The sequence below is a fragment of the Mesorhizobium sp. P170090 genome (assembly GCF_057786115.1).
On sequence record NZ_JBYNWH010000001.1, the window covers coordinates 5,225,239 to 5,250,348 of the forward strand.

Annotated in this window: 23 protein-coding genes; 12 read left to right on the plus strand and 11 right to left on the minus strand. The window is 63.7% G+C overall.

Annotated elements, in window-relative coordinates:
• Nucleotides 1-5: 5 nt before the first annotated feature.
• The 10 genes from AC3EML_RS25310 (at nucleotide 6) to AC3EML_RS25355 (ending at nucleotide 9,196) form a co-directional block, all read left to right on the plus strand.
• Nucleotides 6-776 (plus strand): SDR family oxidoreductase, encoded by a 771-nt coding sequence (locus AC3EML_RS25310; protein ID WP_031246147.1) that lies wholly within the window; start codon nucleotides 6-8, stop codon nucleotides 774-776.
• A 150-nt stretch (nucleotides 777-926) separates the two neighbouring features.
• The gene (locus AC3EML_RS25315) at nucleotides 927-1,754 is read left to right on the plus strand and encodes an AraC family transcriptional regulator (RefSeq protein ID WP_023673046.1); all 828 of its coding nucleotides are present in this window, start codon (nucleotides 927-929) and stop codon (nucleotides 1,752-1,754) included.
• 112 nt (nucleotides 1,755-1,866) lie between these two features.
• Nucleotides 1,867-2,310 carry an SRPBCC family protein gene (locus AC3EML_RS25320; RefSeq protein WP_352522027.1) on the plus strand — a complete coding sequence of 148 codons (444 nt, stop codon included), beginning with the start codon at nucleotides 1,867-1,869 and terminating at the stop codon, nucleotides 2,308-2,310.
• Between the two features lie 15 nt (nucleotides 2,311-2,325).
• Nucleotides 2,326-3,120 (plus strand): FAD binding domain-containing protein, encoded by a 795-nt coding sequence (locus tag AC3EML_RS25325; protein ID WP_023687950.1) that lies wholly within the window; start codon nucleotides 2,326-2,328, stop codon nucleotides 3,118-3,120.
• A gap of 60 nt (nucleotides 3,121-3,180) precedes the next feature.
• Complete coding sequence (locus tag AC3EML_RS25330; protein ID WP_023673043.1) at nucleotides 3,181-3,663, plus strand: (2Fe-2S)-binding protein; 483 nt, start codon at nucleotides 3,181-3,183, stop codon at nucleotides 3,661-3,663.
• Nucleotides 3,664-3,674: 11 nt separating this feature from the next.
• Nucleotides 3,675-5,042, plus strand: a complete 1,368-nt coding sequence (locus AC3EML_RS25335) for a xanthine dehydrogenase family protein molybdopterin-binding subunit (RefSeq protein ID WP_352522026.1) — start codon at nucleotides 3,675-3,677, stop codon at nucleotides 5,040-5,042.
• Nucleotide 5,043: 1 nt separating this feature from the next.
• On the plus strand, nucleotides 5,044-6,048 hold the full coding sequence (locus AC3EML_RS25340) for a xanthine dehydrogenase family protein molybdopterin-binding subunit (protein WP_023699673.1): 1,005 nt from the start codon (nucleotides 5,044-5,046) through the stop codon (nucleotides 6,046-6,048).
• 7 nt (nucleotides 6,049-6,055) lie between these two features.
• Nucleotides 6,056-6,937 (plus strand): AAA family ATPase, encoded by an 882-nt coding sequence (locus AC3EML_RS25345; protein ID WP_352522025.1) that lies wholly within the window; start codon nucleotides 6,056-6,058, stop codon nucleotides 6,935-6,937.
• 235 nt (nucleotides 6,938-7,172) lie between these two features.
• Nucleotides 7,173-8,309, plus strand: a complete 1,137-nt coding sequence (locus AC3EML_RS25350; RefSeq protein WP_023804918.1) for a vWA domain-containing protein — start codon at nucleotides 7,173-7,175, stop codon at nucleotides 8,307-8,309.
• Nucleotides 8,309-9,196, plus strand: coding sequence for an amidohydrolase family protein (locus tag AC3EML_RS25355; RefSeq protein WP_023687944.1), 888 nt, complete (start codon nucleotides 8,309-8,311; stop codon nucleotides 9,194-9,196). Before AC3EML_RS25350 ends, AC3EML_RS25355 begins: the two co-directional genes overlap by 1 nt.
• Before the next feature lie 45 nt (nucleotides 9,197-9,241).
• On the opposite strand, the gene AC3EML_RS25360 is transcribed toward AC3EML_RS25355, so the two are convergent.
• From AC3EML_RS25360 to AC3EML_RS25390, 7 genes are all read right to left on the minus strand, one after another.
• Nucleotides 9,242-9,649 (minus strand): carboxymuconolactone decarboxylase family protein, encoded by a 408-nt coding sequence (locus AC3EML_RS25360; protein WP_023725431.1) that lies wholly within the window; start codon nucleotides 9,647-9,649, stop codon nucleotides 9,242-9,244.
• A gap of 248 nt (nucleotides 9,650-9,897) precedes the next feature.
• A complete protein-coding gene (locus tag AC3EML_RS25365; protein ID WP_023714820.1) occupies nucleotides 9,898-11,394 on the minus strand; it encodes a sugar ABC transporter ATP-binding protein in 1,497 nt (498 codons plus the stop codon).
• On the minus strand, nucleotides 11,394-12,443 hold the full coding sequence (locus tag AC3EML_RS25370; protein ID WP_023729421.1) for an SMP-30/gluconolactonase/LRE family protein: 1,050 nt from the start codon (nucleotides 12,441-12,443) through the stop codon (nucleotides 11,394-11,396). Before AC3EML_RS25370 ends, AC3EML_RS25365 begins: the two co-directional genes overlap by 1 nt.
• Entirely contained in the window at nucleotides 12,440-14,563 is a 2,124-nt protein-coding gene (locus tag AC3EML_RS25375; protein WP_352521550.1) for an ABC transporter permease, read from the minus strand. Before AC3EML_RS25375 ends, AC3EML_RS25370 begins: the two co-directional genes overlap by 4 nt.
• 78 nt (nucleotides 14,564-14,641) lie before the next feature.
• Nucleotides 14,642-15,667, minus strand: a complete 1,026-nt coding sequence (locus AC3EML_RS25380) for a sugar ABC transporter substrate-binding protein (RefSeq protein WP_023668177.1) — start codon at nucleotides 15,665-15,667, stop codon at nucleotides 14,642-14,644.
• Between the two features lie 60 nt (nucleotides 15,668-15,727).
• Entirely contained in the window at nucleotides 15,728-16,714 is a 987-nt protein-coding gene (locus tag AC3EML_RS25385; protein ID WP_023817888.1) for an ABC transporter permease, read from the minus strand.
• A gap of 272 nt (nucleotides 16,715-16,986) precedes the next feature.
• A complete protein-coding gene (locus tag AC3EML_RS25390; RefSeq protein WP_352521548.1) occupies nucleotides 16,987-18,420 on the minus strand; it encodes a DHA2 family efflux MFS transporter permease subunit in 1,434 nt (477 codons plus the stop codon).
• 109 nt (nucleotides 18,421-18,529) lie between these two features.
• Between AC3EML_RS25390 and AC3EML_RS25395 the strand changes: the two genes are divergently transcribed.
• Nucleotides 18,530-19,531, plus strand: a complete 1,002-nt coding sequence (locus AC3EML_RS25395) for an ornithine cyclodeaminase family protein (RefSeq protein ID WP_023829197.1) — start codon at nucleotides 18,530-18,532, stop codon at nucleotides 19,529-19,531.
• Nucleotides 19,528-21,036, plus strand: a complete 1,509-nt coding sequence (locus AC3EML_RS25400) for an HAL/PAL/TAL family ammonia-lyase (protein WP_023815628.1) — start codon at nucleotides 19,528-19,530, stop codon at nucleotides 21,034-21,036. The genes AC3EML_RS25395 and AC3EML_RS25400 overlap by 4 nt, the downstream gene beginning before the upstream one ends.
• Here the strand turns inward: AC3EML_RS25400 and AC3EML_RS25405 are convergent, their stop codons facing one another.
• The 4 genes from AC3EML_RS25405 to AC3EML_RS25420 all read right to left on the minus strand — a co-directional run bounded on the left by AC3EML_RS25405 (nucleotide 21,037) and on the right by AC3EML_RS25420 (nucleotide 25,094).
• Nucleotides 21,037-21,840 carry a 3-methyl-2-oxobutanoate hydroxymethyltransferase gene (locus AC3EML_RS25405; RefSeq protein WP_023682254.1) on the minus strand — a complete coding sequence of 268 codons (804 nt, stop codon included), beginning with the start codon at nucleotides 21,838-21,840 and terminating at the stop codon, nucleotides 21,037-21,039.
• Nucleotides 21,841-21,925: 85 nt separating this feature from the next.
• The gene (locus tag AC3EML_RS25410; RefSeq protein WP_023753589.1) at nucleotides 21,926-23,020 is read right to left on the minus strand and encodes a fatty acid desaturase family protein; all 1,095 of its coding nucleotides are present in this window, start codon (nucleotides 23,018-23,020) and stop codon (nucleotides 21,926-21,928) included.
• 16 nt (nucleotides 23,021-23,036) lie between these two features.
• Nucleotides 23,037-23,951 (minus strand): sugar phosphate isomerase/epimerase family protein, encoded by a 915-nt coding sequence (locus AC3EML_RS25415; RefSeq protein ID WP_023705643.1) that lies wholly within the window; start codon nucleotides 23,949-23,951, stop codon nucleotides 23,037-23,039.
• A gap of 54 nt (nucleotides 23,952-24,005) precedes the next feature.
• Nucleotides 24,006-25,094: a Gfo/Idh/MocA family protein gene (locus tag AC3EML_RS25420; protein ID WP_023712102.1), complete on the minus strand. Its 1,089-nt coding sequence runs from the start codon at nucleotides 25,092-25,094 to the stop codon at nucleotides 24,006-24,008.
• Nucleotides 25,095-25,110 lie beyond the last annotated feature (16 nt).

The following is a 25,110-nucleotide window of genomic DNA, read 5'->3' on the forward strand; positions in this document are numbered from 1 at the left end:
TTGCCTTGACATCGAAATCCCTGTTCGAGCTCAACGGCCGGCTGGCGCTGATCACCGGCTCCGGCCAGGGCATCGGCCTGGCGCTGGCGCGCGGCCTTGCCGAGCATGGCGCAAGTGTCGTGCTCAACGGCCGCGATGCCGGCAAGGTTGCCGGTGCTGTCGCCGGCTTGCGCGACGCTGGCTTCAAAGCGCACCCCTCGACCTTCGACGTGACGGATTTTCGCGCGGTCGATGCCGATGTCGCCCGCATCGAGGCCGAGATCGGCGCCATCGACATCCTGATCAACAATGCCGGCGTGCAGTTCCGCGCTCCGCTCGAGGACTTTCCCGAGGAGCAGTGGGAGCGGCTGTTCAAGACCAATGTCTCCGGCGCCTTCCATGCCGGCAAGGCGGTCGCCCGCAATATGATCGCGCGCGGCAAGGGCAAGATCATCAACATCGGCTCGGTGCAGAGCGAACTCGCCCGGCCCAACATCGCGCCCTATACGGCCACCAAGGGCGCAATCCGCAATTTGACACGTGGCATGTGCACCGACTGGGCGAAATACGGCTTGCAGGTCAATGCCATCGCCCCCGGCTATTTCCGCACCGAGATGAACCAGGCGCTGGTCGACAACCAGGAATTCTCCGCCTGGCTGGAAAAGCGCACGCCGGCTGGCCGCTGGGGGTATGTCGACGAACTGATCGGCGCCGCCGTGTTCCTCGCCTCCGACGCCTCATCCTTCGTCAACGGCCATACGCTTTATGTCGACGGCGGCATGACGGCTTCGGTTTGACGGGAAACCCTATCGCTCAGTCTGAAAATCCACCACTACGGCCGGCAGCACACAGCGGCTTTCGCCCCGCGCCTTGACGCGAGCCCGAACTCAGCCGCACAATCCCGTCGCAGGCGAAGGGAGGCCAGTCGTCTGCGGGAGGTATAACCCATGACGGACGCGATCAGGCTCTATTGGGGCCGGTTCGGACATGTTTCTGTCCTGAATGTCGCCAGCGACTTCGTCACCCATGCGCATGTCGAGGCCCACATCATCATCTGGCTGGAGGGCACGGCCGGCGAGATGACCGTCGGCCGCGAGACGGTGCCGCTGGGTCCCGGCACCGCCGCCGGCATCAATTCCTACCAGCCGCACAGCCACATTCTGTCGCAGAACGGCAGGCCCGGCCTGTTCCTCGCTTTCTACATCGATCCGGATTGGGCGCGCCGGCGCCGCGACCTGCCTTCGTCGGCGCCGTTGTTTGCACAGGCTGCGATCACGCTCGAACCCTGGCTGCACCAGGCCGCCGCCAACCTGCTCGACCATTTGAGCGATAATGAAAGCATCGACGACGTCGCCAATTACGAGATCGAGCGCTTCATCGATAGCCTGCTCGACGCCGCCGACGCCTCGGCGCCGCAGGAGGCGCGGATCCGGGTCAACACAATGCAGGATTTCCGCGTCCGCAAGGCAATCCAGCTGATGAAGGCCAATGTCTGCGAACGCATCTCGTTCGACGACGTCGCCCGCAGCGTCGGCCTGTCGCGGCCGCACTTCTTTGCTTTATTCAAGGAACAGACCAATCTGACGCCCAATGTCTACTGGAACACGCTGCGCATGGAGGAAGCCGTGCGGCAGCTGCAGTGGTCGCAGGAACCGCTGATCTCGGTCGCCTGCAATCTCGGCTTCACCACCCAGGGCAATTTCTCGCGCTTCTTCCGCGACCATGTCGGCGTGCCGCCGACGCTTTACCGCGAAGCGGCGCGTGCCATGGCCTGAACGGGCCGTTCGTTTTTCAGACTCCTTGATAGGGCCGCAAGACCCATTGATAAGCGCAGCACCGGCCGCCGCCCTACCCTGCTGCGTATCGAATTCGTAGGGGAATGATCATATGGCCGAAGTCACCGTCTCCAGCGTCATCGACGCGCCGGTCGAAAAGGTCTGGGCGCGCATACGCGACTTCAACGGCCTGCCGGGCTGGCATCCGCGCATGGTCAAGAGCCATATCGAAGACGGCAAGAGCGCCGAAACCATCGGCTGCGTGCGTAATTTCGAGCTCGCCAGCGGCGCGCGTATCCGCGAACAACTGCTCGACTTCTCCGATGCGAATTTCCGCGTCAGCTACTCCATCCTGGAGACGCCGCAGCCGCTGACCAATCACAAGGCGACGCTGCAATTGCGCCGCGTGACCGACGGCGATCGCACCTATGCCGAATGGACCGCGAGCTTCGACGCGGCGCCCGAAGAGGCCGACAAGATCGCCGCCGGCATGGCCGCCAATGTCTTCCAGGGTGGCTTCAATGCGTTGAAGAGCCATTTTTCTGGCCAGAGCTGAACCAGGGAGACTGCCATGGCGCTTGCCCTCCAGACCTTTTCGGCCGTCAGGGATGCCAACGCGGCGCTGAAGGCGCCCGGCACCCGCTATCTCGGCGGCGGCACGCTGGTCGTGCGCGCCGCCAATGAAGGCGATGTCTCCGTCACCGGCCTCGTCCGCTCGACCGATCCGACCCTCTCCGGGATCACCGTTGCCGGCGGCAAGGTCCGCATAGGCGCTTCGGTGACGATGGCGGCTATCGCCCGCCATCCGGAGCTTGCGGCGCTGTCCAAGGCCGCACGCGCCGTCGGCGGCCCGGCAATCCGCAATATGGCGACTGTCGGCGGCAATCTGTTCGCACCCGCGCCCTACGGTGATTTCGCTGTCGCCCTGCTGGCGTTGGATGCGACGGTCGGCACCGATGATGGGGAATTGCCTATCGAGGATTTTCTGGCCAGGCGGGACGACAGCCGCGCCATCGTCACATCAGTCGCCTTCGCACTGCCGAAGGCCGAGAATTTCCGCTTCCTGAAAGTGTCGCGGGTCAAGCCGAAGGGCGTCTCCGTGCTCAGCATCGCCGCCGTTCTCGAACAGGCCGGCGACGGCACTGTCTCCTCGGCGCGGATCGCGCTCGGCTGCATGGCAGACCGGCCGATGCGCGCCCGTGCTGCGGAAAAGGCACTGATCGGCAGCAGGCTCGAGCAGGACGGCGTCGCAGCGGCGCTGGCTGCAGCCGGTGAAGGCACCTCGCCAATCACCGACCCGATCGCCAGCGCCTGGTATCGCGCCGAGGTTCTGCCGGTCCATCTCGGCCGGCTGCTGCTTACTTAACCACCGCTTGGGGGGCGCGCGTCTGTCCGATCAACCGGGCAGGCGCGCTGGGAGGAAAACATGGCAAAGGTTCCGGTTCAGTTCACGCTCAACGGCTCGGAGAAGGCCGAATTTGTCGACAGCGGCACGACGCTGCTGCACGCGCTGCGCGACAAGATCGGCGACACCTCGCCCAAGGGCGGCTGCCACCAGGGCACCTGCGGCGCCTGTTCGGTCATCATCGACGGCGAACTCCGGCTCTCTTGCCTGACGCTGGCCGAGACCTGCGGCGGCGCCGACATTCGCACCACATCGGGCCTCGCTGAGGCCGGCGTCCTGCATCCGCTGCAGCGTGCCTTCCTCGACGCCTTCGCCACACAATGCGGCTTCTGCACGCCGGGCATGATCATGGCCGCCAAGGTGCTGCTTGACCACACGCCTAATCCGAGCCGCGAGGATGTGGTCGAGGCGCTGTCCGGCAATATCTGCCGCTGCACCGGCTACGAGCCGATCATCCAGGCGGTGCTGACCGCGGCCCGAGCCAATTCGCAGAACGCGGCCTAAGGACCAAAAGAATGGAACTGCGCAAAAACTATTTCGCCGATCAGCGCAAGGACGGCCTGCACGAGATCGGCCATGGGCGGCCTCGGCTGGATTCGCCGGGACATGTGACGGGCAAGACCGCCTATTTCGCCGACCGCAACTTCCCGAATATGCTTCACCTGAAAATGGTGCGCAGTCCGCACCACCATGCCCGCATCCGTTCGATCGACACTGCCGAAGCGGAGAAGCATACCGGCGTGGTGAAAATCCTCACCGCCAAGGATGTGCCGCACAATGTCTACACCATCCTGATCCTGATCCAGGTCGGACCGGAAGACGAAACGGTGCTGGCCGACGGCAAGGTGCGCTGGAAGGGCGAGGCCGTGGTGGCGGTGCTGGCCGAGACCGAGCGCGCGGCTCAGGAAGCGGCAGCCAAGGTCAAGGTCGATTATGAGGTGCTGCCGGCCGTCTTCGACATGGAAGAAGCGCTGAAGCCCGGCGCGCCTTTGGTCAACGAATATCACGGCCAGAATTATTACCTCTATGACAGCGGCGAATGCCGCAAGGTGCGCTTCGGCGATGCCGAGGCGGGCTTCGCTGGCGCCGACCACATCCTGGAACAGAGTTATCAATCCTCGCCGATCGAGCATGCGCCGACCGAGACCACGGGTTGCGTCGTGGTGCCGGAAGGCAATGACCGCTTCACCTGCTACACCAACACCCAGGCGATGTTCTTCACCCTCGACAACGCCTCGATCATCCTGCAGATGCCCGGCTCAAAACTGCATTTCGTCGGCGGCACTGTCGGCGGCGGCTTTGGCGGCAAGGTCGACGTCATCGTCGAGCCGATCGCCATTCTTGGCGCCAAGCTGACAGGACGTCCCGTCTCCTTCATCTACAGCCGCGAAGAGGAGATGCAGATCTCCTCACCCCGCGCCGCCGAAAAGATAATCATCAAGGACGGCGTGATGAACGATGGCCGCATCGTTGCGCGCAAGGTGGCCGGCTATACCGATGCCGGCGCCTATTCGCGCCACTCGCCTTACGGGGCGCAGAAGGGTGCGGCGCACTATCCCGGCCCCTACACCATTCCCAATGTCTGGATCGACACCTACTGCGTCTACACCAACCGCACGCCCTCCTCCGCCATGCGCGGCTTCGGCGTCACCATCGGCGACTTCGCGCTTGAGGTGCAGATGGACAAGCTGGCGCGGCTGATCGGCATGGACCCGCTCGAATTCCGCTTCATCAACGCCTATCGCGACGGCGACATGAAGGCGCACCGCCAGCCGACCGAAGGTGCGGCGCTGATCGAGTGCATGCAGGAGGCGTCGCGCGCCGCCAACTGGCCTGTGGCGGAGAAGTATATGGCGATGTCCTCCTACACGAAGGGAGCTTGAGATGGCGATAAGGCGCGGACGCGGCGTCGCCGCGATCAACTACCCGACGGGCATGAACCTTGGCGGCGACCCGACGCAGGCGCTGGTGCATTCGACGCCGACCGGCAATTTTATGGTCACACTTTCGTCGGTCGATCTCGGCCAGGGCCTGAAGCAGATCATGGCGCAGATCTGCGCCGAGACCATCGGCGTGCCGACCGACCGGGTCACCATCGACACCGCCGACACCGACACCGGCCCGCACTGCATGGGTACCTTCGCCTCGCGCGGCACCCACCGCGCCGGCAATGCCGTCATCCAGGCGGCCAAGGAAGCGCGCCAGGTGATGTTGGAAGTGGCGGCGGAAGAGCTGGAGGTCAACGCTTCCGACCTTGAGACTGACGGCCAGGGCAATATTCTGGTCAAGGGCGCGCCGCAAAAGTCGATCTCGATCTTCGATGTCGCCTTGTCGGCGCATTTCAAGCGCGGGCGCTCGATATCCGGGCGCGGCATGTTCCTGATCCCGCGCTCCTATCCGGAGAAAGAGACCGGCGCGATGAAGCCGTCGACCTGCTACGCCCATGCCTGCACGGTGGCCGAAGTCGAGGTCGATGACGAGACGGGCGAGGTTACGGTGCTGACCGTGAAGAACGTCTTTGAGATCGGCCGCGCGCTGAACCCGAAAATGGTCGAGCAGCAACTGGTCGGCGGTTCCTGGATGGGCATCAGCCACGCGCTCTACGAAACGACCGAGCCCTATTATCCCAACCGCGACCATGGCGGCACCGACTTCAACCAGTATCTGATGCCGGGACCGGGCGATCTCGCCCAAACCGAGATCATCGTGCTGGAGCGGCCGTCGGCGGATGGTCCTTACGGTGCCAAAGGGCCAGGCGAAATGTGCGCGAACCCGCAGATCCCCGCGGTTGCCAATGCCGTCTTCGACGCCGTCGGCGTGCGCATCGACACGCTGCCGATCACACCGGAGCGCATATTGCGCGCGCTGAAGGCGCAAGCGGCGAACTGAGGACGACATGCAGGAGCCGAATGCCGAGACTGTCGCGACCTCGCCGGAGGCGGTGGCACAGCATCTCGCTGCGTCGCGTTATCTCGCCGACGACAGCCTCGCAACCGCGATCTTCCTGGCGATACGGCTGGGCAAACCGTTGCTGCTCGAAGGGGCGCCCGGCGTCGGCAAGACCGAAGCAGCGAAGGCCATCGCCGAAGCCCTCGGCCGCGATCTGGTCCGGCTGCAATGCTACGAAGGCATCGACGCAGCACACGCGCTCTATGAATGGAACTACCAGCGCCAGTTGCTCGCCATCCGCCATGCCGGCGAGCACGAGGTCGACATCTATGACGACCGCTTTCTGATCGCCCGGCCGCTTCTGCAAGTGCTGCGAGCGCCCCGGCAGCGCGTGCTGCTGGTCGACGAGATCGACCGATCCGATCATGAGTTCGAAGCGCTGCTTCTCGAATTCCTTTCCGATTTCCAGATCAGCATCCCCGAGCGCGGCACGATCCGCGCCGAAGCGCAGCCGATCGTCATCCTGACCTCGAACCGCACCCGCGAACTGGCGGAGGCGCTGCGTCGGCGCTGCGTCTATCACTGGATCGGCTATCCCGACGCCGAGCGCGAAGCCGCCATCATCATGCTGCGCGCCGGCGATGTCGCCGAGACCACCGCCCGCGCCGTGGCGGCCGCTGTGCAGGAGATCCGCGTCCGCCCGCTGGCCAAGCCGCCCGGCATCTCCGAGGCCGTAGAATGGGCCAACGCCGCCACCATACTGGAGAAAGGCGGCAGCCCATGGCCGCAAGCCTTCCGCCGAGCCATCGGTGTGCTTATCAAGGACGAGGAGGATTTGTCCGCGATCGCGCCGGAGCTTGGCCAGATTGTCGAGGAGGCGCTGGGGTGACGTGTGAGGTCAACAGCTCGTTCATAGCGAGGTGGCCTCACCTGGGCACTCTGCAACGCTGGCGGGACAGCGCCCCCCTCTGTCCTGCCGGACATCTCCCCCACAAGGGGGGAGATCAGCCGTCATCCTGGCTTTCGCCAATCTCCAGCGGCGCAGAAAGAACCGAAGCGCCAAAGCTGCTGATCTCCCCCCTTGTGGGGGAGATGTCCGGCAGGACAGAGGGGGGCGCGAAGGAATGATGCGTCAGGGAACCCTTCCTCTCGCCTCCGCGCCCTTCCTCCACTTCGCCCGGCTGCTGCGCCGCCACGCCTTTGCCGTCGCCCCCGAGCAGGTCTCCAGCTTCATGCAGGCGGTCACCCTGCTCGGTCCCCGCTCGATGGCCGACATCCGCGAGGCGGCGCTCGCAACGCTTGCCCCCCCGCCCGATCGCCGCGGCGAATTCGAGGCGCATTTTCGCAATCACTTCCATGGCGATGGCCAACCCTCGATCGAAGGCGAGGAAGACGAGGAAACCCGCATCAAAGACGATCACGGCACGCGCCAGGAGGAGAAACAGACCACGCGCCAGGAGAAAGGCGGCGATCTGTCGTCGGGCCTGGAGCAACTGAGCACGCGCGATTTTCAGCGTGACGATGACAGGCTGACCGCCTTTCGCCGCAAGCTCGCTTCAGCCCTCCCCGCGCGCCGCTCATTCCGCACCGTGCGCACCCATTCGCGTGGCAAGCTCGATCTGCGCCGCTCGCTCAGGGAAATCGTCACCGCCGATGGCGATATCCCCTCGCCGCAGCTCCGCCGCCGCCAGACGGTGCCGCGCAAACTGCTGATCCTGATCGACGTCTCCGGCTCGATGAAGCTGCATACATCGGATTATCTCAAATTGGCTCACGCCGCCGTACAAGGTGCTGACCGTGCCGAAATCTTCACCTTCGGCACGCAGCTCACCCGAATCACGTCCGCACTGCGTATCCGCGATCGCGACCAGGCTCTCGCCCGAGCGGCGGCACTCGTAGACGACTGGGACGGCGGCACGCGCATGGGACCGACCCTGCTCGCCTTCCTCTCGGTGCCCCGTTTCTCAGCCTTCGCCCGCGGCGCTGCTGTGATCATCCTGTCGGACGCGCTGGAGCGCGGCGACCATGCCGATCTCGAGACCGCGATACGCCGCCTGAGCGCCCGCGCCTTTCGCCTGTCGCTGGCCACACCTTTGGCCGGCGATCCGCGCTTCCAGCCGGCAACGGCGGCGTTGCGCGCCATCTTGCCCGATCTCGACGATCTCATCGACGGCTCGTCGCTCGGGAGTCTCACCGATTTCATCCTGTCGCTCGCCCGCCCGGCCACGGCGGCGTCCGCAATCTGGAAAAGGGTATCGTGATGCAGAAAGCCATCGACGCGCATTTCCACATCTGGCGCCAGCAGGATCAGCCCTGGCTGGTCGGGCCGATGGTGCCGCGCATTTTCGGCCCCTACGAGCCGATCCGCCGCGACTATCCGATCGAGGAATTTCTCGCCGATCAGCAAGGCGCAGGTGTCGAGAAGGCCGTCTATGTCCAGACCAACTGGGCCAAGGAGGATTTCGAAAAAGAAGTCGCCTTCCTGCAGAAGACTGCCGACGAGACCGGCTGGCCGCACGCTATCGTCGGCTATACCGATATGACTGTCGACGATGTCCGGCCCCAGATCGATCGATTGAAAAAGTACCCGCTGCTGCGCGGCGTGCGCATGCAGCTGCATTGGCACGAGACGCCGGCCTTCCGCTTCGCTGCCTCGGCCGATCAGGTCATCGACCCCAAGGTGCGGGCCAATGTCGCGCGGCTTAAAGACTATGGCCTGTCCTTCGACCTGCAGCTTTTCCCTGCCCAGATGAAGGACGGGCTGACGCTGGTCGGCGAGAACCCGCAGATCAACTTCATCCTCACCCATGCCGGCATGCTGACCGGCATGGAGCCGGAAACCACCGAGGCCTGGAAAGCCGGCCTGAGTACGCTATCAACAGCGCCGAACTTCTACGCCAAGCTGTCGGGCCTCGGCACCTTCGCCCACCGCAACGATCCGGCGTTGATTGCCTACATCGTCGACAATGCGATCGACATTCTGGGCGCTGACCACCTGATGTTCGGCTCCAACTTCCCGATAGAGAAGCTCTGGACCAGCCACGCCGAACTGATCAAGGCGCATCGTGCAGCCGTGGCGAAGCACGGTCCGGTGGCGGAAGCGGATATCTTTTGGAATACAGCAGAGAAGGTTTACAGACCGGCATAGCGCACGCTTTCCATTCTCCCACAGGGGAGAAGCGAAAGCCGCCCCTCACTTCACTTCAAACTCAGGATCGACCGGAATCTGCATCGCAGTCACCAGATGGTTGGTCTGCCCGGCCAGCCCGATGATCGACACCATCTCGCCATGCTGCGCATCGGTCATGCCTTTGGCGCGGGCAGCTGCCGTATGCGAGTGGACGCAGTAGGAGCAGCCATTGGCGGTCGACACCGCGATATAGATCATTTCCTTGGTCAGCGGGTCGATGGCGCTCTCCGTGGCCATCACCACCTTCACCTGGTCCCATGTCCGTTTCAGCAAGGCCGGATCGTTGGCGAGCCCACGCCAGAAATTGTTGACGAAATCCGATTTGCGCGTCGCGCGGATGTCATCGAACACAGCCTTCGCAACCGGGATTTTTTCGACCTCAGCATCGCTGAGGAGTTTTGTGGCGGCCATGGCGTTTCCTTTCGTTGAATCGGTGGATCAGGTGGTTGAATCAGGTCTCGAGCAAGGGCGGCTAACCGGCTATTCCGATTCAGTTTTTGATGCTGACAGAACCATGGCGATTGGCCGAAGCATCTCAGCTTCGTCATTCACGGGCGAAGCAGGCGCGAAGCGCCGTCGCGGAGACCCGAGGATGACGAAGGCGCTGAGGCCTTCGCCAATTGGCGACCTATGCGCACCCTCAAACACCGACCAGAAACCTAATGAACCGCCGCATACATGATCTTCTCCTCCGTCGCCTCGGCGGGCGAAAACTCCTCGACCATACGGCCCTGCCGGCACACCAGAATCCGGTCCGACAGGTTCATGATTTCCGGCAGGTAGGACGAGATAACGACGACGGCCAATCCCTCGTCGGCCAGCCGGTTGATGATCTGGTGGATCTCGGCGATGGCGCCGACATCGACGCCGCGCGTCGGCTCGTCGAAGATCACGATACGCGGCTGCTGCACCAGCCCCTTGCCGATCACCACCTTTTGCTGGTTGCCGCCGGAAAGCTCGACCACGCGGGCATTGTCGTTGATCGCCTTGATGTTCAGCGTCTTCGTCCATTCAGCGGAAAGCGTGCGCATCTCCTGCTGGTTGATCACCCAGGCCTTTTCGCGGCCCGCCGCCAGCAGCCCGCCGAACAGGTTCTCGGCGATGCCCATCGTCTCGAAAATGCCCTCGCTCTTGCGGTCCTCGGTAACATAGACGATGCCGTCGGCGACCGCCTCACTGGGCACGAGATAGCGCACCGGCCTGTCGTCGAGTTCAATCGCGCCACCGCGCAAAAAATCGCGCTTGTAGATGCCGGAGACGATCTTGAAGGTCTCGGTGCGGCCGGAGCCGATCAGCCCGAACACGCCGGTGATCTGTCCCTCGAAGATCGAGAAGGAGGTGTTGCGCACGACATTGCTCATCGAAATGTCCTGCACCGACAGCACCTTCTTGCCGGCCTTGCGCAGCCTGGCCTCGTCGCGCTGGCGATAGATCTGTCCCGACAGTGTACGCCCGACCATGGCGGCGACGATCTTGTCGCGATCGAAGGCCGATGTGTCGTCGGTTATGACCAGCTCGCCATCGCGCAGGATTGTGATGCGGTCGGCGATCATCAGCGCCTCTTCCAATGCATGGCTGATGAAGACGATCGAGACGCCGTTCGCCTTCAGCCGCCGGATCAGCGCGAAGAAGTGCCGCTTCTCCTCCGGCGTCAGCGTCGCCGTCGGCTCGTCGAAGATGATGATCTCGGCATTGTGGTGAACGGCGCGCGCGATCTCGACCATCTGACGCTTGGCCGCGCCCAGCGTCGCCACCATGGCGTTGGGGTCGACCGGAAAGTTCAGCGACTGCAAAAACTGCTGCGCCGAAATGTAGGTGCCGCGCAGCCGGTTGAGGAATTTTTCGGTGCCGAGATAGAGGTTTTGCGCCACCGTCATCGACGGCACCAGGCTGGTCTCCTGGAACACCATGGCGATGCCGGCCTCGAGCGCCGCATGCGGCGACGCATAAGCGATCTCGCGGCCTTTGTGGAACATCTTGCCTGAGGTGGCGTCGACGACGCCGGCGATGATCTTGGTCAGCGTGGATTTGCCGGCGCCGTTCTCGCCGAGCAGCGCGTGGATTTCGCCCTTGCGCAGTTCGAAGCTGACTTGTCTGACCGCGGGCACGCCGCGATAGTTCTTGGTGACATTTTCCAGGCGCACGATCGGTTCCATCAGAGACCTCCTGCGTCGATGGCCAGCACGCAATCGCCGCCCCTGGAGGCGATGAACAGGCGGCCGTCCGTTTCCGCCACGCTGCAGATGCCATGGCGCGTGCCGTCGGCGCGGCTGTGCAGGCTGAATTGCGGCTGCATGTTCTGATCGAGCCTGACCACCAGCCCATAGGAGCGGCTCGGCGACCAGGGCTTGTGGATGCCCATGGTGCGGATGCCGCCGCATTGCAGCGGTTCGAGGAAGCTGCGATTGGAGGCCAAAGCCGGCGCGATCCAGTAGGCCGGCGCCACCTGGTCTAGCATGTCGCGCCGATAGTGGGTTTCCTGGAGAACGAATTCGATCAGCCGGTTGCGTGGCGCGAACAGAGCCAGCCACGCGCCGCCATCGCCGGCCGGCGCGAGGCGCGCGGGATAGCCGGGCAGATGCGTCAGCACGGTCGAGCGGCTACCGGTCGCACCATCGAAGCGAACGAGCTGATGGCGCCAGCTTTCGCTGACCAGCACATCCCGCCCAATGGGATGCAGCCCATAGGGAAAGGCGATATCGCCGGCCACTTTGCGGAACTCGGCGGCGGCCGCGTCCCGCCTCCAAAGCGAACCGGACGCGCCCTTCTTCATCAGGTCGGCGGCCCATTGCGACGGCGTGTGCTCAGCCGAGCCATTGGCCAGCCACAACGTGCCGTCGTCTGCATAGGCAAGCGCGGTGATGCAGCTGACGCCGGCCGGCAGCGAAACCTCCTTGCCGGCAACCAGCAGCTTGCCGCTTTCCAACCCCACCGTCAGTTCGCCCGACAGTGATAGAGCCAGCGCCGTGATGGGGGAAGGAAAGGTCCCGACAACCTTCGGCTCCACCCCTGCGGCAAGCGAATATACCGCATTGCCGCTGGAAACGAGCAGCCGGCCATCGGCAACCAGAAGATTGTCGGGCTCCGTCAAATCGGCGAACACTGGCGCCTCGTCCAGCCGCGTGTTGGGACGGAAGGCACCGTCGAGCGGTGGGATGGTCACCGCCTTGCCACGAAACAGGTCGAGCACAGGATCGAGGATCATGGCTTCGCTCCCCAATAAGAAGCGGAACTGGTCCAGTTCGGGTCGGCGCCCGCAATCTTGTAGCGGCCGATGCGGTTGTTAAGGATGCCGCCGACGAACAGGAAACCCTTGTGCTCGCGCATCGAGGTGACCATCGGATGCGCGCCGCCGGTAAGGTCGCCCATCGCCTCGACAATGCCGCCCTTGTCGTTGAATTTCACCACGCCGCCGGTATTGATGTTGGGGAACAGCCACTCGTCCTGCGGCAGCCGGCGCGTCATGCGCTTGCGCATATCGGGATGGCGCAGCGACAGGTCGAAGCTCGGCGTGCGCATGCCGAGCCATGCCATCCAGTAATTGCCGTCCGACGCCCGGTTGATGTTGTCGGGATAGCCCGGCATGTCGCGGATGACGCATTCGGCGGTGCCTGCTTTCGGCCCTTCCAGCCAGTATCGATGCACACGGCAGGCCCAGCTCTCAGCGAAGAACAGCGACTTCCAGTCATGCGCCATGCACACGCCATTGGTGTAGCGGTAGCCGTCGAGCAGTGTCTTCGTCGAACCGTCCTTCGGGTCATAAACCAGCAGCCGGCCGGTGGCGCGGTTCTCGATCGAGTCCAGCGCCCAATCGTGGGCGTCATAGCGCTTGGTGGAGTCAGTGAAATAGATCCGCCCGTCCGGCGCGATGTCGCAATCGTTGGGGTCGCGCAGCCGCGCATCGTCGACGATCGAGGTCCAGGAACGCGACGTCTCCGCCGACAGGCGTTTCACATCCCGATCCGGCGAGACGGAATAGAGCCCCATGGCGCCGACGCAGCTGATCAGATTGCCCGATTTGTCGAAGGCCAGGCCCAGCGGAAAGCCGCCGATATGGGCAAACACCTCCGATTTCATATAGTCCGGCGCGAAGAAGCGGACGATCTCGCCATGGCGCGTGCCGCAATAGAGGTGATCGTCGCGGTCGAGGATGACGTCTTCCGGCCCTTCCAACTCGCCGAGCCCGATATGGTCGGCCGCCGACAGCCGGTTGTCGAGCGCGTAGGGCGTGCCTGAGCCCGGCACCGCAGACTGTGTCTCGCCCATCTTGAGATAGACCGGCGCGACATAGACTTCGTTGAGCACCTTATGGCGGTTCTTCAGCCAGCGGATGTCGATCGTCACCGCCACCGCCAGCATGATGCCCAGCACCATCTGGTTGGTGCCGGTGCCATAGCCCAGCCGGATCAGCCCGTTGGTCATGGTCAGCACGATGATGGCGCCCATCAGCCCCTTGATGACCGAGCCGCGGCCACCACCCAAGCTGACGCCGCCGACCACCGCCGCCGTCAGCGCCATGATCTCAAGGTTGAGGCCGGTGCCCGGCCCTGCCCCACTCAGGCGGCAAGCGATCAGGAAGCCGCCGATCGAGGCGCAGAAGCCGGAAAAGACATAGGTCATGAACACGGTGCGGCGCACGCGAATGCCGGCATTGTGCGCCGAGCGCCTGGAGCCTCCGACCGCCAGCACATGCCAGCCCGGCCGTGAGCGCGTCAGCGCGATATGGGTGACGATGGCAAGAATGATCGCCAGCCACACCGAGACCGAAAGCCCCCAGAAGGTGCTGTCGCCGATGAAGTCGAGCACATCCGATGTCGCCTGGGAAAGCTGCACGTCGGCGGCATAGGTGGTGACGAGAATATCGAACAGCGCCCGGCCGAAGATGAACGTCACCAGGGTGGTGAGGAAGGCGCGCAGCCTGAGGTAGCCGACGAGGTAGCCGTTGACGGCGCCGAAGATCAGGCCGGTGGCGAGCGATGCCGCCAGCGCCAGCCAGATAGACTGTTCGAGAATGAAGAAGACATAGACGGCGGAGAAACAGGACAGCGCGAAGATCGAGCCGACGGACAGGTCGATGCCGCCGCCCAGCATCACCACCGTCATGCCGGTGACTACCATCGAGAACTCGCCGAGCTGGCGGGTCGATTCCTGCAGCGAGGTCAGCTTGAAGAAGCCGGGAATGATCGAGCCGAACACGCTGAGCGTCGCCACCAGCGCCAGGAACGGAATGGCGTTGTCGGTCCAGCGTTTTGTCAGGATCTCGCCGACCAGATGGTCGGGCACGAGATTGTAGCGCCAGGACTGGAGGCGTTCGCGAAAGGACATCGGCGGCTGCTATTCCATGAGGGAACGAGGTGACCGGATTGTCCAGTCACCTCGTTTATTTCAGTCGAAAAGCGCGGCTTACTTCGCCGCCGCTTCGGCCTGCAGCGCCTTCAGGTCCCAGCAGCTGTCGGGCTTCAGGTCGGCCTTGGTCGTAGCCTTCTCCAGCGTGTAGATGTAGGTGTGCGACGTGCCGGCCGGCTGGCCGCTCTGCAGCAGGAACTTGATGATAGCGTTCATGTCGCCGGACTGGCGGGCAAGGTCTGTCATGACAACGGCGCCATAGGTGCCGTCCTGCAGCTTGTCGCAATCGGCCGCCTTCTCGCCGCCGCCGGTGGTGACCAAAAAGACCTTGCCGTCGAGCTTGGCGTCGCGGATGGCGGCGGATGCGCCGGTGGCGTCACCATCCCAGAAGTCGATGATCGAGCAGATGTCGGGGTTCTGCTGCAGCATTGTCGTCGTCACGTTGCGCGACGTCGTCGGATCCCAGTTGGAGTCGGGCTTGGCCACGACTTTGAAGTCGGGGTGCTTCTCCAGCACCTTCATGATGCCGGCATACTGGTAGAGACTGGACGAGTTGGCCTGATCACCCTGCACAAGGCCGATCTTCTTCGACGAGTTCTCGCCGCAGCCCTTGATCGCCGCTTCGGCTTCGAGCTGGCCAAGCCGGTCCCAGTCGCTGCCGACAAAGGCGTCGGCCGGGAAGTTGGCGGGGTTGTCGACCAGTATGACGTAGGTTCCGGCGGCCTGTGCCTTCTTCATCAGCTTGGAATAGGAGTTGAGGTCCGGCGCATGGATGATCAACACGTCCGGCCTTGTGTCGGACGAGATCGCGTCGGTGATCGCCTGTGCACCGGCATCGACGACCCAGTTCGGATCGCGTGTTTCGAAGGTGCCGCCCCAGGCCTCGACTTCCGTCTTCAGATAGTGCGACCAGCCCTGCGCAAGGTCGAAGCCCATCGCCAGCGGCACCAGCATGACGCGCTTGCCCTTGAGCGCCTGCGCGTATGCGGCCGGGCCCGGATCGTCGGCGGCGAAGGTCGGCGCGACGAAGGCGGTAGCGGCAAGCGCCGTGGCGGCCGCCATCAGTGTTCTGATCAGTTTCATGTCACATCCTCTGTTTTTCACTTATTGCCGGCCGGTCGGCATGACCCGGTCGGGTACCCCTTAGATGTCGCCCTGCTGCGCGGTCTGTTCGTCACGCGGATTGATGATGCCGTCGACGATGATGGCTCCGAGCAGGATCGCCGCCTTGATCAGGTTTTGATAGAGCAGCGGAATGTCGATGATGGTCATCGCGTTCGACAGGATGCCGATCAGTGCAGCGCCCACCAGCACATTGCGCACCCCGCCCCGCCCGCCGGAAAGGCCGATGCCGCCGATCACCGCCACCAGCACGATGTCATAGAGCAGCGTCGAGTTGACGATGCGGGTGTTGATCGAATGCAGGCTCGACGCCGTCAGCAGGCCGGCGATCAGCGCGACAAAGGCCGAAACCACATAACGCAGCACCAGCATTGGCCGCACCGGAATGCCGATGTTGCGCGCGGCGACCGAATTGTCGCCGGCGAAATAGATGTAGCGGCCCCATTTGGTGTAGCGCAGGAACAGGAAGAACAGGAAGGCGAGCCCGGCGAAGACGAACACTTCGATCGGAATGTCGAGGAAACGCAGGCCGCCGAGCAACTCCACCCAATGGCCCTGAGGCACCGGCACCGCATCCTGTGTGATCAGTTGCGAGCGGACATAGCCGAAGACGAAGGAGCCGGTCGCCAGCGTCACGAAGATCGCCGGCACGTCGGCATAGGCGACGAGAAAACCGTTGAGCAGGCCGATGGCGAGCACGCCTGCCAGCACATAGGCGAAGGCGAGCCCATCAGGCGTTCCGGCGTTGAGCAATTGTAGATACCAGGCGACCGACATCGCCATGATCGCCACCGCCGACAGGTCGATGCCCCTGCCGATTATGACGACCGCCATGCCGAGCGCCAAAATGCCCAGCACCGACACCGAGCGGACGATGGCAACGAGATTGTTGGCAGCGATGAAACCAGGCAGCCCAATGGCAGCGGCGACGAACAGCACCACGGCGATGGCAAAGACAATGCCTTCCTGATTCAGGCTCCTGACATTTGGCCAGCCAATCGTGTTCATGTCTGCATTCGCCCCGATGGCAGCTCTGCCACCCCTTCCGAAGAAAGCTAATCGGCTCGGCGCCGCTTCGTCAAATGAATCCGCGCTCGGAACGCCCGTTGGCAGTGATAATCTTCCAGTGGACGCACCGATTGCTAGAACTGGCGCAATCCTAGGAAAAGGCTGCGCTTTTGGCATTCCGTTGCGCCATTGCGTGTATGCGCGAAGGTGCCGTTCTGAGGCGAAAGCACAAGGCGCAATTAATTGCCGCCTGAGCGGCGAAAATCGCGAATTCAGGTCCTGGTCATGTGGCCTGAAACTTCGGCGCCTGCACCGGGCGGCAGCACGAGGAACCGCAACGCCGCCGCCAGCCCGATGGCGCCGATGACCAGGAAGGCGATGCGAAAATCGACGAGGTCGAGCGCCGGCCGGTGCCTGACGATCTGCGACAGGTTCAGAATGGCAGCCGCCACCGCTACGCCGAACAGCATCGACATCTGCTGCAGCATGGACGACAAAGTTGCCGCCGAGCTGCGCTGCGCCGCATCGATATCGGCGAAGGCCAGAGTATTCAGCGCTGTGAACTGCATCGAGCGCGTCAGGCCGGCGATCAGCATCAGCGCTACCACCAGCGCCTGCGGCGTCTCCGGCGAGATCGCCGCGCAGGCCATGATCGAGGCCGAGGCGATCAGGCCGTTGACGACCATGACCGTGCGAAAACCAAAGCGCCGCAGCGTCGGCGTCGTCACCGTCTTCATGCCGAGATTGCCGAGGAAATAGGCCAGGATCATCAAGCCGGCATCGACCGGCGAAAGGCCAAAGCCGACCTGAAACAGCAGCGGCAAAAGGAACGGCGTGGCGTTGATCGCCACGCGAAAAATGGTGCCGGCGGCAAGCGTCGAGATGGCGAAGGTCTGCACCCTGAACGCGCTGAGATCGAGCAGCGGATGCGGCGCGCGCCGGAGATGCCGCACCGCCAGCCAGCCGATGACGATGCCGGCGGCAATCAGCAGCACGGCGGGCAAAGCGCCGTCTTCCGGATGTGCGATGCGCTCAAGGCCGTAGAGCAGCAGCGCGAGCCCCAGCGACGTGAGGAAAAACCCCGGCCAATCCAGCGGCTTGGGATCGGCCGCGCGGTCGCCCGGAATGAAGCGCGCGACCAGCGCCAGCCCGACCAGCCCAAGCGGGATGTTGATGAAGAAATTCCAGTGCCAGGAGAGATAGGTTGTGATGAAGCCGCCAAGCACCGGCCCGACCACGGGCGCAAACAACGCCGGCCAGGTGATCAGCGCCGTGGCGTTGAGCAGCTCCGACTTCGACGCATTGCGCAGCACCAGAATGCGCCCGACCGGCGTCATCAGCGCGCTGCCCAGGCCTTGCACGACACGGGCGGCAACGAACTGAGGCAGATTTTGCGAGAAGCCGCAGGCCAGCGAGGCCAGCGTGAACAGCACAATCGCCAGCAGGAAGATGTTGCGCGCGCCGAAGCGGTCGGCAAGCCAGCCCGACAGCGGCACGAACACCGCCATGGTCAGCATGTAGGCGGTGATGCCGATGCTCATCGCCACCGCCGTCACGCCGAAGGATTGTCCCATCTGCGGCAGCGAGGTCGAGATGATCGTCGAATCCAGCAGCTGCATGAAAAACGCGATGGCAACGATCAACGCCACGCGCCGCGCATTGCTGGCGGTTGCGGCGGAGGCCTCGGTGTCGGGAACGGCAGTCATAGCGAACCGCGTTGAACAGCATATGGCTGGCCCCGTCCAGAGCTTATCCAACAAACTTCCGTGTCGGCTCGCAGCCTGTTATGGATGGGCGGGCGGCCAAGGACATTGCATGAAGCCTATCTATATCGACTACCTCAATGCCCTAGATATCGAAGCCCTGGAGATGACCGACGGCGAAATCATTGCCGCTGTCGAAGCCGGGCTTATCGCGCAAGGCAATGGCCAGACGGTGATCGAGCCGCGCGTCCATCTTGAACCCGACCCTTCCTTCCATGGCCATTTCAACGTTCTGCGCGGCTACGTTGCGCCGCTCGATACGGCGGGCGTGAAAATCGTCGGCGACTATGTCGACAATTATCTGCACGGGCTCCCTTCAGAATTTGGCATTCTAAACCTGTTCGATCCGCGCACCGGCACGCCGCGCGCCATTCTCGACGCCACCGTCATCACCGACATGCGCACCGGCGCCGTCACCGCTATCGGCGCCAAACATCTGGCGCGCAAGAACTCCAAGGTGCTGGCCCATATCGGCGCACGTGGCACCGCCTATTGGAATGTCCGCCTGCTCGACCATCTCTTCGACTTCGACGAGATCCGCGTTCATTCGCGCCGCCCGAAAAGCCGCGACGGCTTCGCTGCCAAACTCTCGGCCGATCTCGGCAAGAAAGTTACCGCGGTTGCCGACTGGGAGAGCTGCGTCAAGGGCGCCGACATCGTCGTCGAGGCCTCGCGGCTGCCGGAGCCGCAGCCGCTGCTCAAGACCGAATGGATCAAGCCCGGTGCGCTGGTCGTGCCCTATGGTACGATGAGCGCGGTGGAGCTGTCATTGACCGACATCATGCAGAAAATGGTCGTCGACGACTGGGGCCAGTGCAAAGGCGGCAAGTTCGGCTCGCTGCGCGCCCATGTCGAGACCGGGCGGCTGGGCGAAGCGACGCTGCACGCCGAGCTCGGCCAGATCGCTGCCGGTCTCAAGCCGGGACGCCAGAGCGACGACGAGACGATCCTGTTCTGGCATCGCGGCCTGTCGCTGTCCGACATTGCGCTGGGCAAGGCGATGCTGGCCAAGGCTGCTGATAAAGGCATCGGCCAGAGGCTGCGCTTCGCATGAGCGCGCTCGTCCTCACCGGCGCCGGCGTCAGCGTCGAGGACGTTGCGCAGGTCGCCCGCGGCGGCCGCAAGGTCGAGGTTGAACCGACAGTCATCGAGAGGCTCGACAAAGCGCGAAAAGTGCTCGATCAGGTCGCCGCGTCCGGTCAGCAAATCTATGGGCTCAACACCGGGCTCGGCGCCAATCTCGGCACATCGGTCGAGGGCGATGCCAGCGCCTTCCAGCGCCAGTTGCTGGAAGGGCGAAGCGGCGCTGTCGGCGAACCGTTGCCCCAAGAGGCGGTGCGGGCGACCATGCTTGCGCGCGCAGCGATGCTGGCAGTCGGCGGCTCCGGCATTTCGCCGGCGGCTTTCACCGCCCTTGTCGATGCGCTCAATGCAGGCGTGCATCCGGTAATGCCGCAGTTGGGCTCGATCGGCGCCGGCGATCTCGTGCTGATGGCGGCGCTCGCCCGTCTGCTGACCGGCGACGGCGAAGCTGACTATCAGGGTCGGCGCATGCCGGCGGCCAAGGCGTTGATGATGGCGCGGTTGGCTCCGATCAGCCTGGCGCCGAAAGACGGCCTGTCGCTGATCAACGCCTCGGCGGTATCAGCCGGCACTGGCGCGTTGGTACTGGCCGACGCGCTGTCGGCCTTTGCGCAACAGCAGCAGGCCGGCGCGCTGACCATGGAAGGGTTTGGCGCCAACCGCACCATCCTCGATCCGCGCCTGCATCTGGCGCGGCCGGCAGCCTGCCAGCAACTCGCGGCCAAGGGCCTGCGCGACCTGCTTGCCCGTGACGAGGAGCCGGCGCCGACCACCTTGCAGGACCCGTTGTCGATCCGCTGCATGCCGTCGATCCATGGTGCATTGATCCAGGCGATCGATCAGGCGCGGCTGGCGCTGGAGATCGAACTCAATGCCGCCGCCGACAATCCGCTGGTGCTGGGCGATGACGGGCTGGTTCTGTCGACCGGCAATTTCCACACCGCATCGCTGGCGCTTGCCTTCGAGACGCTCGGCCTGGCGATCGCGCAATGTGCCGCGGCAAGCGTTGCCCGCTTCATCCAGCTCGCCGGCTCCGGCCGCAACGGCCTGCCAAAATATTTGTCACCGGTCGGCGGCGCCTCGGCCGGTTTCGTGCCGCTGCAAAAGACCGCAACGGCAATCCTGGCCGGCATCCGCCACAAGGCCAATCCGGTGATGCTGGATTTCCTGGCCGTGTCCGAAGGCGTAGAGGACCACGCCACGCAGACGCCGCTTGCCGTGTCGAAATGCGCCGGGATGATCGCGCTGTGGCGACGGCTGATCGCCTTCGAACTGATGGCCGCCGCACAGGCCGTGGACCTGCGCGACGGTCTCAAGCTGGCGCCCGGCACAGCAGCGGTCCATACCGCGGTGCGCGCGCATGTAGCGATGCTCAGGGAGGACCGGCCGCTGGGAACGGATGCCGAGGTGCTCCATGCCATGCTCGCTGACGGAACATGGCAAGGTGCAGCGATGATCGGCAAGGAGGCCGAGTAGTCAGCCCTTTGCGTCCACCCGTTTCATGAACAGGCTGAGCTCGGCCGGATCCATGCGCACGACATGCCTGTCTTCCGGATAGGCGCCGCTATCGACGTCGGCAACGTACTCGGAAAACGCCGCGACGCGTTCGGCCTGCAGGCGATCGTACTCGGCGGCGAAGTTGCGGTAGACCTTGGAATGGCGCGGCATGTGGCCCCGGTTCTGGCCAAGAATATCGTCGGCGAACAGATATTGCGCGTCGCAGCCGGTGCCCGCACCCATCGACAGCATGATCAGCGAGGTCCGTTCCGAGATCGCCTTCGCCACCTCGATCGGCACCACTTCGATCTCGGCGCCGAGAGCTCCAACGGCCTCATACTGCTTGACCGCCTCAAAAATCTGCATGGCGGTGTCGGCGGTCTTGCCGACGGCCTTGAAGCCGCCGGTCCAGGTGGCGCGGGACGGAATGAGGCCGACATGGCCGATGACGGGGATCGCGTCGTCGGCGAGCCGCTTCACGGTGGCGAAACCGGCGCTGCAATAAACGGCGTCGGCGCCGGCCTTGTAGAGCCGGAACGCCCAGCGCAGGAAATCGTCCGCCGTGCCGATCTCATAAAAATTCTCGCCCGGCATGGTGAACAGGCTGGGCGCCGCATCGCGATACTCAGGGTTGAGCACCAGCTCGGGCGGCACCGAGACGATATCGACCCCTGCCCGCTCGGCAGCCTCGGCCTCGTCCATGGTCAGGACGCGCAGCATGGTCAGCTGGCGCTTGCCCTTCATGGCGCGCAGATCGGCGACGGTCGGTCTCTTTCGGCTCATCGGGATGTCCCTGTTGGCTGGTTGCTTTTCCCGGTCACCTTACCGGCCCCGTAACAGGCCGGATAGAAGGCGGGTGGTTTATTCGCTACTCGGCCGCTGCCGACATATCGAGCTCGTGAAATTCACCGCGATAGGGCCGCGCCGTCGGCGGCAATTCGCGCTTGAGGAAATAATCCTCGTACCGCAGCTGCTTCAGCAGCACCGGCCAGACCTCGCGATAGGCATGCCACATGGACGGGTTCGCCGCCGGCAGGTCGTGCTTGACCAGCTCGTGCAGCCTCGGCAGCGCATGGTAGGGCACCATCGGAAACATGTGATGCTCGACGTGGTAATTCATGTTCCAGTAGATGAAGCGGCTGACCGGGTTCATGTAGACGGTGCGCGTGTTCAGCCGGTGGTCGACGACATTGTCGGCCAACCCGATATGCTGCAGCAGGCCGGTCAGAACCATGTGCCAGCTGCCATAAAAACGCGGCAGGCCGATCAGCACCAGCGGCAGCCATGAACCCAGCGCGATCGCGAGGGCGATCGTCGCAACGTACACGGCGACATGCCAGCGCGCCGCCGTGATGGCCTTGCCCTGTTCGGTCTCAGGAATGTAGCTCTTTTCGTCGTCCGACAGCTTGCCCAACGCCTGGCGCGCCAGGATCGGCAGCGAATAACGGAAATCGAGAATGCCGGTGAAGGCAAGCGCCGCCTTGACCAGATTTGGCGGCCGCATTACCGCGATCTCGGCGTCACGGCCGACGATGATCGTGTCGGTGTGATGCCGCGCATGGCTCCAGCGCCATTGCACCGGATTGCGCACCACCATGAAGCTGGCGATTTCGTAGATCGCATCGTTCATCCAGCGTGTGCGGAAGGCGGTGCCATGGCCGCATTCGTGCCAGCGCGAATCGCTCGACGATCCATAGAGCACGCCATAGACGAGCAGGAACGGCACCACCCACCACGTGCCCCAGAACCACACGATGCCGGCGGCCGAGCCCAGGATGGCTGCGATCCAGATCACTGTATCGCGGATCGCCGGCCCGTCGGAGCGCTGCATCATTTCCTTCATTGCCTTGCGCGGCACGTCGGTGTGATACCACTCGGCCGAGGCCATCCCGGTCTCGATCGCCCGGCGGGTGCTTTCGCCGACCAGGCCGTAATCGCGCTTTGTCTTGGCCGCCGTCGCCATCACCGTCTCGCCTACCTCAAAGCCCGTTGGCGCGGAACTTCCCGTCGAGAAATGTTTTCGCCCGCGGCACGTCGTCCTCGGTCAGATGCTCGATGATAACAGGGATGTTCGGGTGCTTCTCACTGAGCCGCTGCAGATAGAGATCGTAATTCAGCGATCCCAGCCCGGGCGCCGGCAGCTCGATCTCGCCGACGCCGCGGAAGGTCAGCCCCTCATGCGCGTCCGCGTCGCCGATATCGGCATGCTTCTCGGTCTTGTCGCTGCCTGAGCGCTTGACGTCCTTGGCGTGCGCGATGCGGATCTTGTCGGCCAGCGTGTCGAACACCTGGTTCAGCACCTGGTCCATGCGGTCGATATTGTGCGCCTCGAAATAATTGGTCGGATCCATCAGCAGGCCGAGGCCCGGATGGTCGACCTGCGCGAACATTTTGACCGTCTCCTCGACCGAACCGACGACATTGTTGACATAGGTTTCGAGCAGGAACACCGCGCCATGGTCGTAAGCCGTCTGGGCAAGATCCGAGATCACCTTGCGGCATTCCTCGAAGCCTTCCTCGGTCTTGTTTTTGGGATGATGCACCCAGTCGGATTCGGTGTTGTAGGTGCCGGTCTCCGAGATCACGTAGGGCGAGCCGAAGTCGCGCGCATTGCGGATGATTTCCTTGAGATAGCCGACGCGCTTCTCGCGCTCGGATTTGTCGGGATGGATGATGTTGGTGTAGCCCGAGATGCAGCAGACCGGCAGATTGTGGTCGCGAAACGTGTCGCGCACTGTTCTCGCCTTGTCCCCGGTGATCTGCCCGGCCGTGAGATCGACATCCCTGAAATGCATGTCGAGCTGCACTGTGTTGAAGCCGAGTGCACGGATGCGGCGGGCGGCCTCCGCGAGCTCATAGGGGAAATAGCCGGTGAAGATACCTGCCTGCATCATGATGTGAACTCCTCCCGGTAAGCGATTCAGCCGCCACACTATTCGGCGGCATGTTCAGTCGATCGATATCTCGGACAGTTTGACGGTGCGGCCTTGCGCCATCGAGCGGTAGCCCGCCTCGACCAGTGCCATTGTCTTGACGTTATCGGCGACGGAGAGCGCCGGCGGCGCGCCTGTCTTCACCGCATGCTGCAATTGCTCCATCACGCCGATGAAGGCATGCGGGAACCACATCGTGTCCCAGCTCGGGCTGACCCATTCGCCGCCGGTCGTCTTGGTCGACGCATAGGTCAGCGTCGAGGCCACGCCTTTCGGCCAGCCGATCGTGCCTTTGGCGACACCCTTGGTGCCGTCGACGCGCCAGTTGATGTGCTGGTCGTCCTCATAGCCCTCCTGGCGCGGTCCGGACCAGACATCCTCCAGCGACACGGCGAGCACGCCGGAGGGAAAGCGCAGCGTCGAGACGGTGATGCCGTCTGAATGGTCGAATGTCGTGCGCGGATCCTTGCGCGTCAGCGTGGTGATTTCCGAGGGATCGCCGAACAGGAAGCGCAGCACGTCCAGATGATGCACGCTCATATTGGCGAGCGTCAGCCGGTCGTAGTCCTGAAGGAAAGTCTGCCAGTGCGGGATCGCATGCATGTCGATCTGCGCAAAGACAATGTCGCCCAGCGCGCCGCTGTCGATGATCTGCTTCAGGACGCGCATCGACTGGTCGTAGCGCATGTTCTGGTTGACCGAGAGGATCTTGCCTGACTTGGCTGCCTCGTCGCGCAGCTTCACGGCTTCATCGACCGACAGCGCCAGTGGCTTCTGCGCCAGGATCGCCTTGATGTGAGGCTGCTTCAGCGCATGGCGGATCAGCGCCGGCTGCTGGTCGGGCGGAAAGGCAAGGTCGACGATCTCGACCTCAGAATCCTCGATCAGCTGTTCCGGTGTGTCGTGGACGGTCGCAATGCTCCAGCGCTTCGCCACCTTCTCGGCGCTGGTCTTGGTGCGCGAGGCGATGGCGACGACTGGGAAACCGGCCTGCGCATAGGCGGCAAGATGGCATTCGGCCATGATCATGCCGGCGCCGATGCAACCGATCCGGTATTCGCTGGTGCGAACCCTCACATCCGGCTCGAAACCCTGGCCTGCCATCCATTCCTCCCTTGGA

Coding starts and splice junctions, on each gene's coding strand:
- AC3EML_RS25420 (WP_023712102.1), bottom strand. CDS start 25,094: ATGGCAGGCCAGGGTTTCGAGCCGGATGTGAGGGTTCGCACCAGCGAA.
- AC3EML_RS25375 (WP_352521550.1), bottom strand. CDS start 14,563: ATGTCCTTTCGCGAACGCCTCCAGTCCTGGCGCTACAATCTCGTGCCC.
- AC3EML_RS25315 (WP_023673046.1), top strand. CDS start 927: ATGACGGACGCGATCAGGCTCTATTGGGGCCGGTTCGGACATGTTTCT.
- AC3EML_RS25380 (WP_023668177.1), bottom strand. CDS start 15,667: ATGAAACTGATCAGAACACTGATGGCGGCCGCCACGGCGCTTGCCGCT.
- AC3EML_RS25355 (WP_023687944.1), top strand. CDS start 8,309: ATGCAGAAAGCCATCGACGCGCATTTCCACATCTGGCGCCAGCAGGAT.
- AC3EML_RS25370 (WP_023729421.1), bottom strand. CDS start 12,443: ATGATCCTCGATCCTGTGCTCGACCTGTTTCGTGGCAAGGCGGTGACC.
- AC3EML_RS25340 (WP_023699673.1), top strand. CDS start 5,044: ATGGCGATAAGGCGCGGACGCGGCGTCGCCGCGATCAACTACCCGACG.
- AC3EML_RS25390 (WP_352521548.1), bottom strand. CDS start 18,420: ATGACTGCCGTTCCCGACACCGAGGCCTCCGCCGCAACCGCCAGCAAT.
- AC3EML_RS25365 (WP_023714820.1), bottom strand. CDS start 11,394: ATGGAACCGATCGTGCGCCTGGAAAATGTCACCAAGAACTATCGCGGC.
- AC3EML_RS25415 (WP_023705643.1), bottom strand. CDS start 23,951: ATGATGCAGGCAGGTATCTTCACCGGCTATTTCCCCTATGAGCTCGCG.
- AC3EML_RS25385 (WP_023817888.1), bottom strand. CDS start 16,714: ATGAACACGATTGGCTGGCCAAATGTCAGGAGCCTGAATCAGGAAGGC.
- AC3EML_RS25320 (WP_352522027.1), top strand. CDS start 1,867: ATGGCCGAAGTCACCGTCTCCAGCGTCATCGACGCGCCGGTCGAAAAG.
- AC3EML_RS25325 (WP_023687950.1), top strand. CDS start 2,326: ATGGCGCTTGCCCTCCAGACCTTTTCGGCCGTCAGGGATGCCAACGCG.
- AC3EML_RS25410 (WP_023753589.1), bottom strand. CDS start 23,020: ATGGCGACGGCGGCCAAGACAAAGCGCGATTACGGCCTGGTCGGCGAA.
- AC3EML_RS25345 (WP_352522025.1), top strand. CDS start 6,056: ATGCAGGAGCCGAATGCCGAGACTGTCGCGACCTCGCCGGAGGCGGTG.
- AC3EML_RS25350 (WP_023804918.1), top strand. CDS start 7,173: ATGATGCGTCAGGGAACCCTTCCTCTCGCCTCCGCGCCCTTCCTCCAC.
- AC3EML_RS25395 (WP_023829197.1), top strand. CDS start 18,530: ATGAAGCCTATCTATATCGACTACCTCAATGCCCTAGATATCGAAGCC.
- AC3EML_RS25405 (WP_023682254.1), bottom strand. CDS start 21,840: ATGAGCCGAAAGAGACCGACCGTCGCCGATCTGCGCGCCATGAAGGGC.
- AC3EML_RS25335 (WP_352522026.1), top strand. CDS start 3,675: ATGGAACTGCGCAAAAACTATTTCGCCGATCAGCGCAAGGACGGCCTG.
- AC3EML_RS25330 (WP_023673043.1), top strand. CDS start 3,181: ATGGCAAAGGTTCCGGTTCAGTTCACGCTCAACGGCTCGGAGAAGGCC.
- AC3EML_RS25400 (WP_023815628.1), top strand. CDS start 19,528: ATGAGCGCGCTCGTCCTCACCGGCGCCGGCGTCAGCGTCGAGGACGTT.
- AC3EML_RS25360 (WP_023725431.1), bottom strand. CDS start 9,649: ATGGCCGCCACAAAACTCCTCAGCGATGCTGAGGTCGAAAAAATCCCG.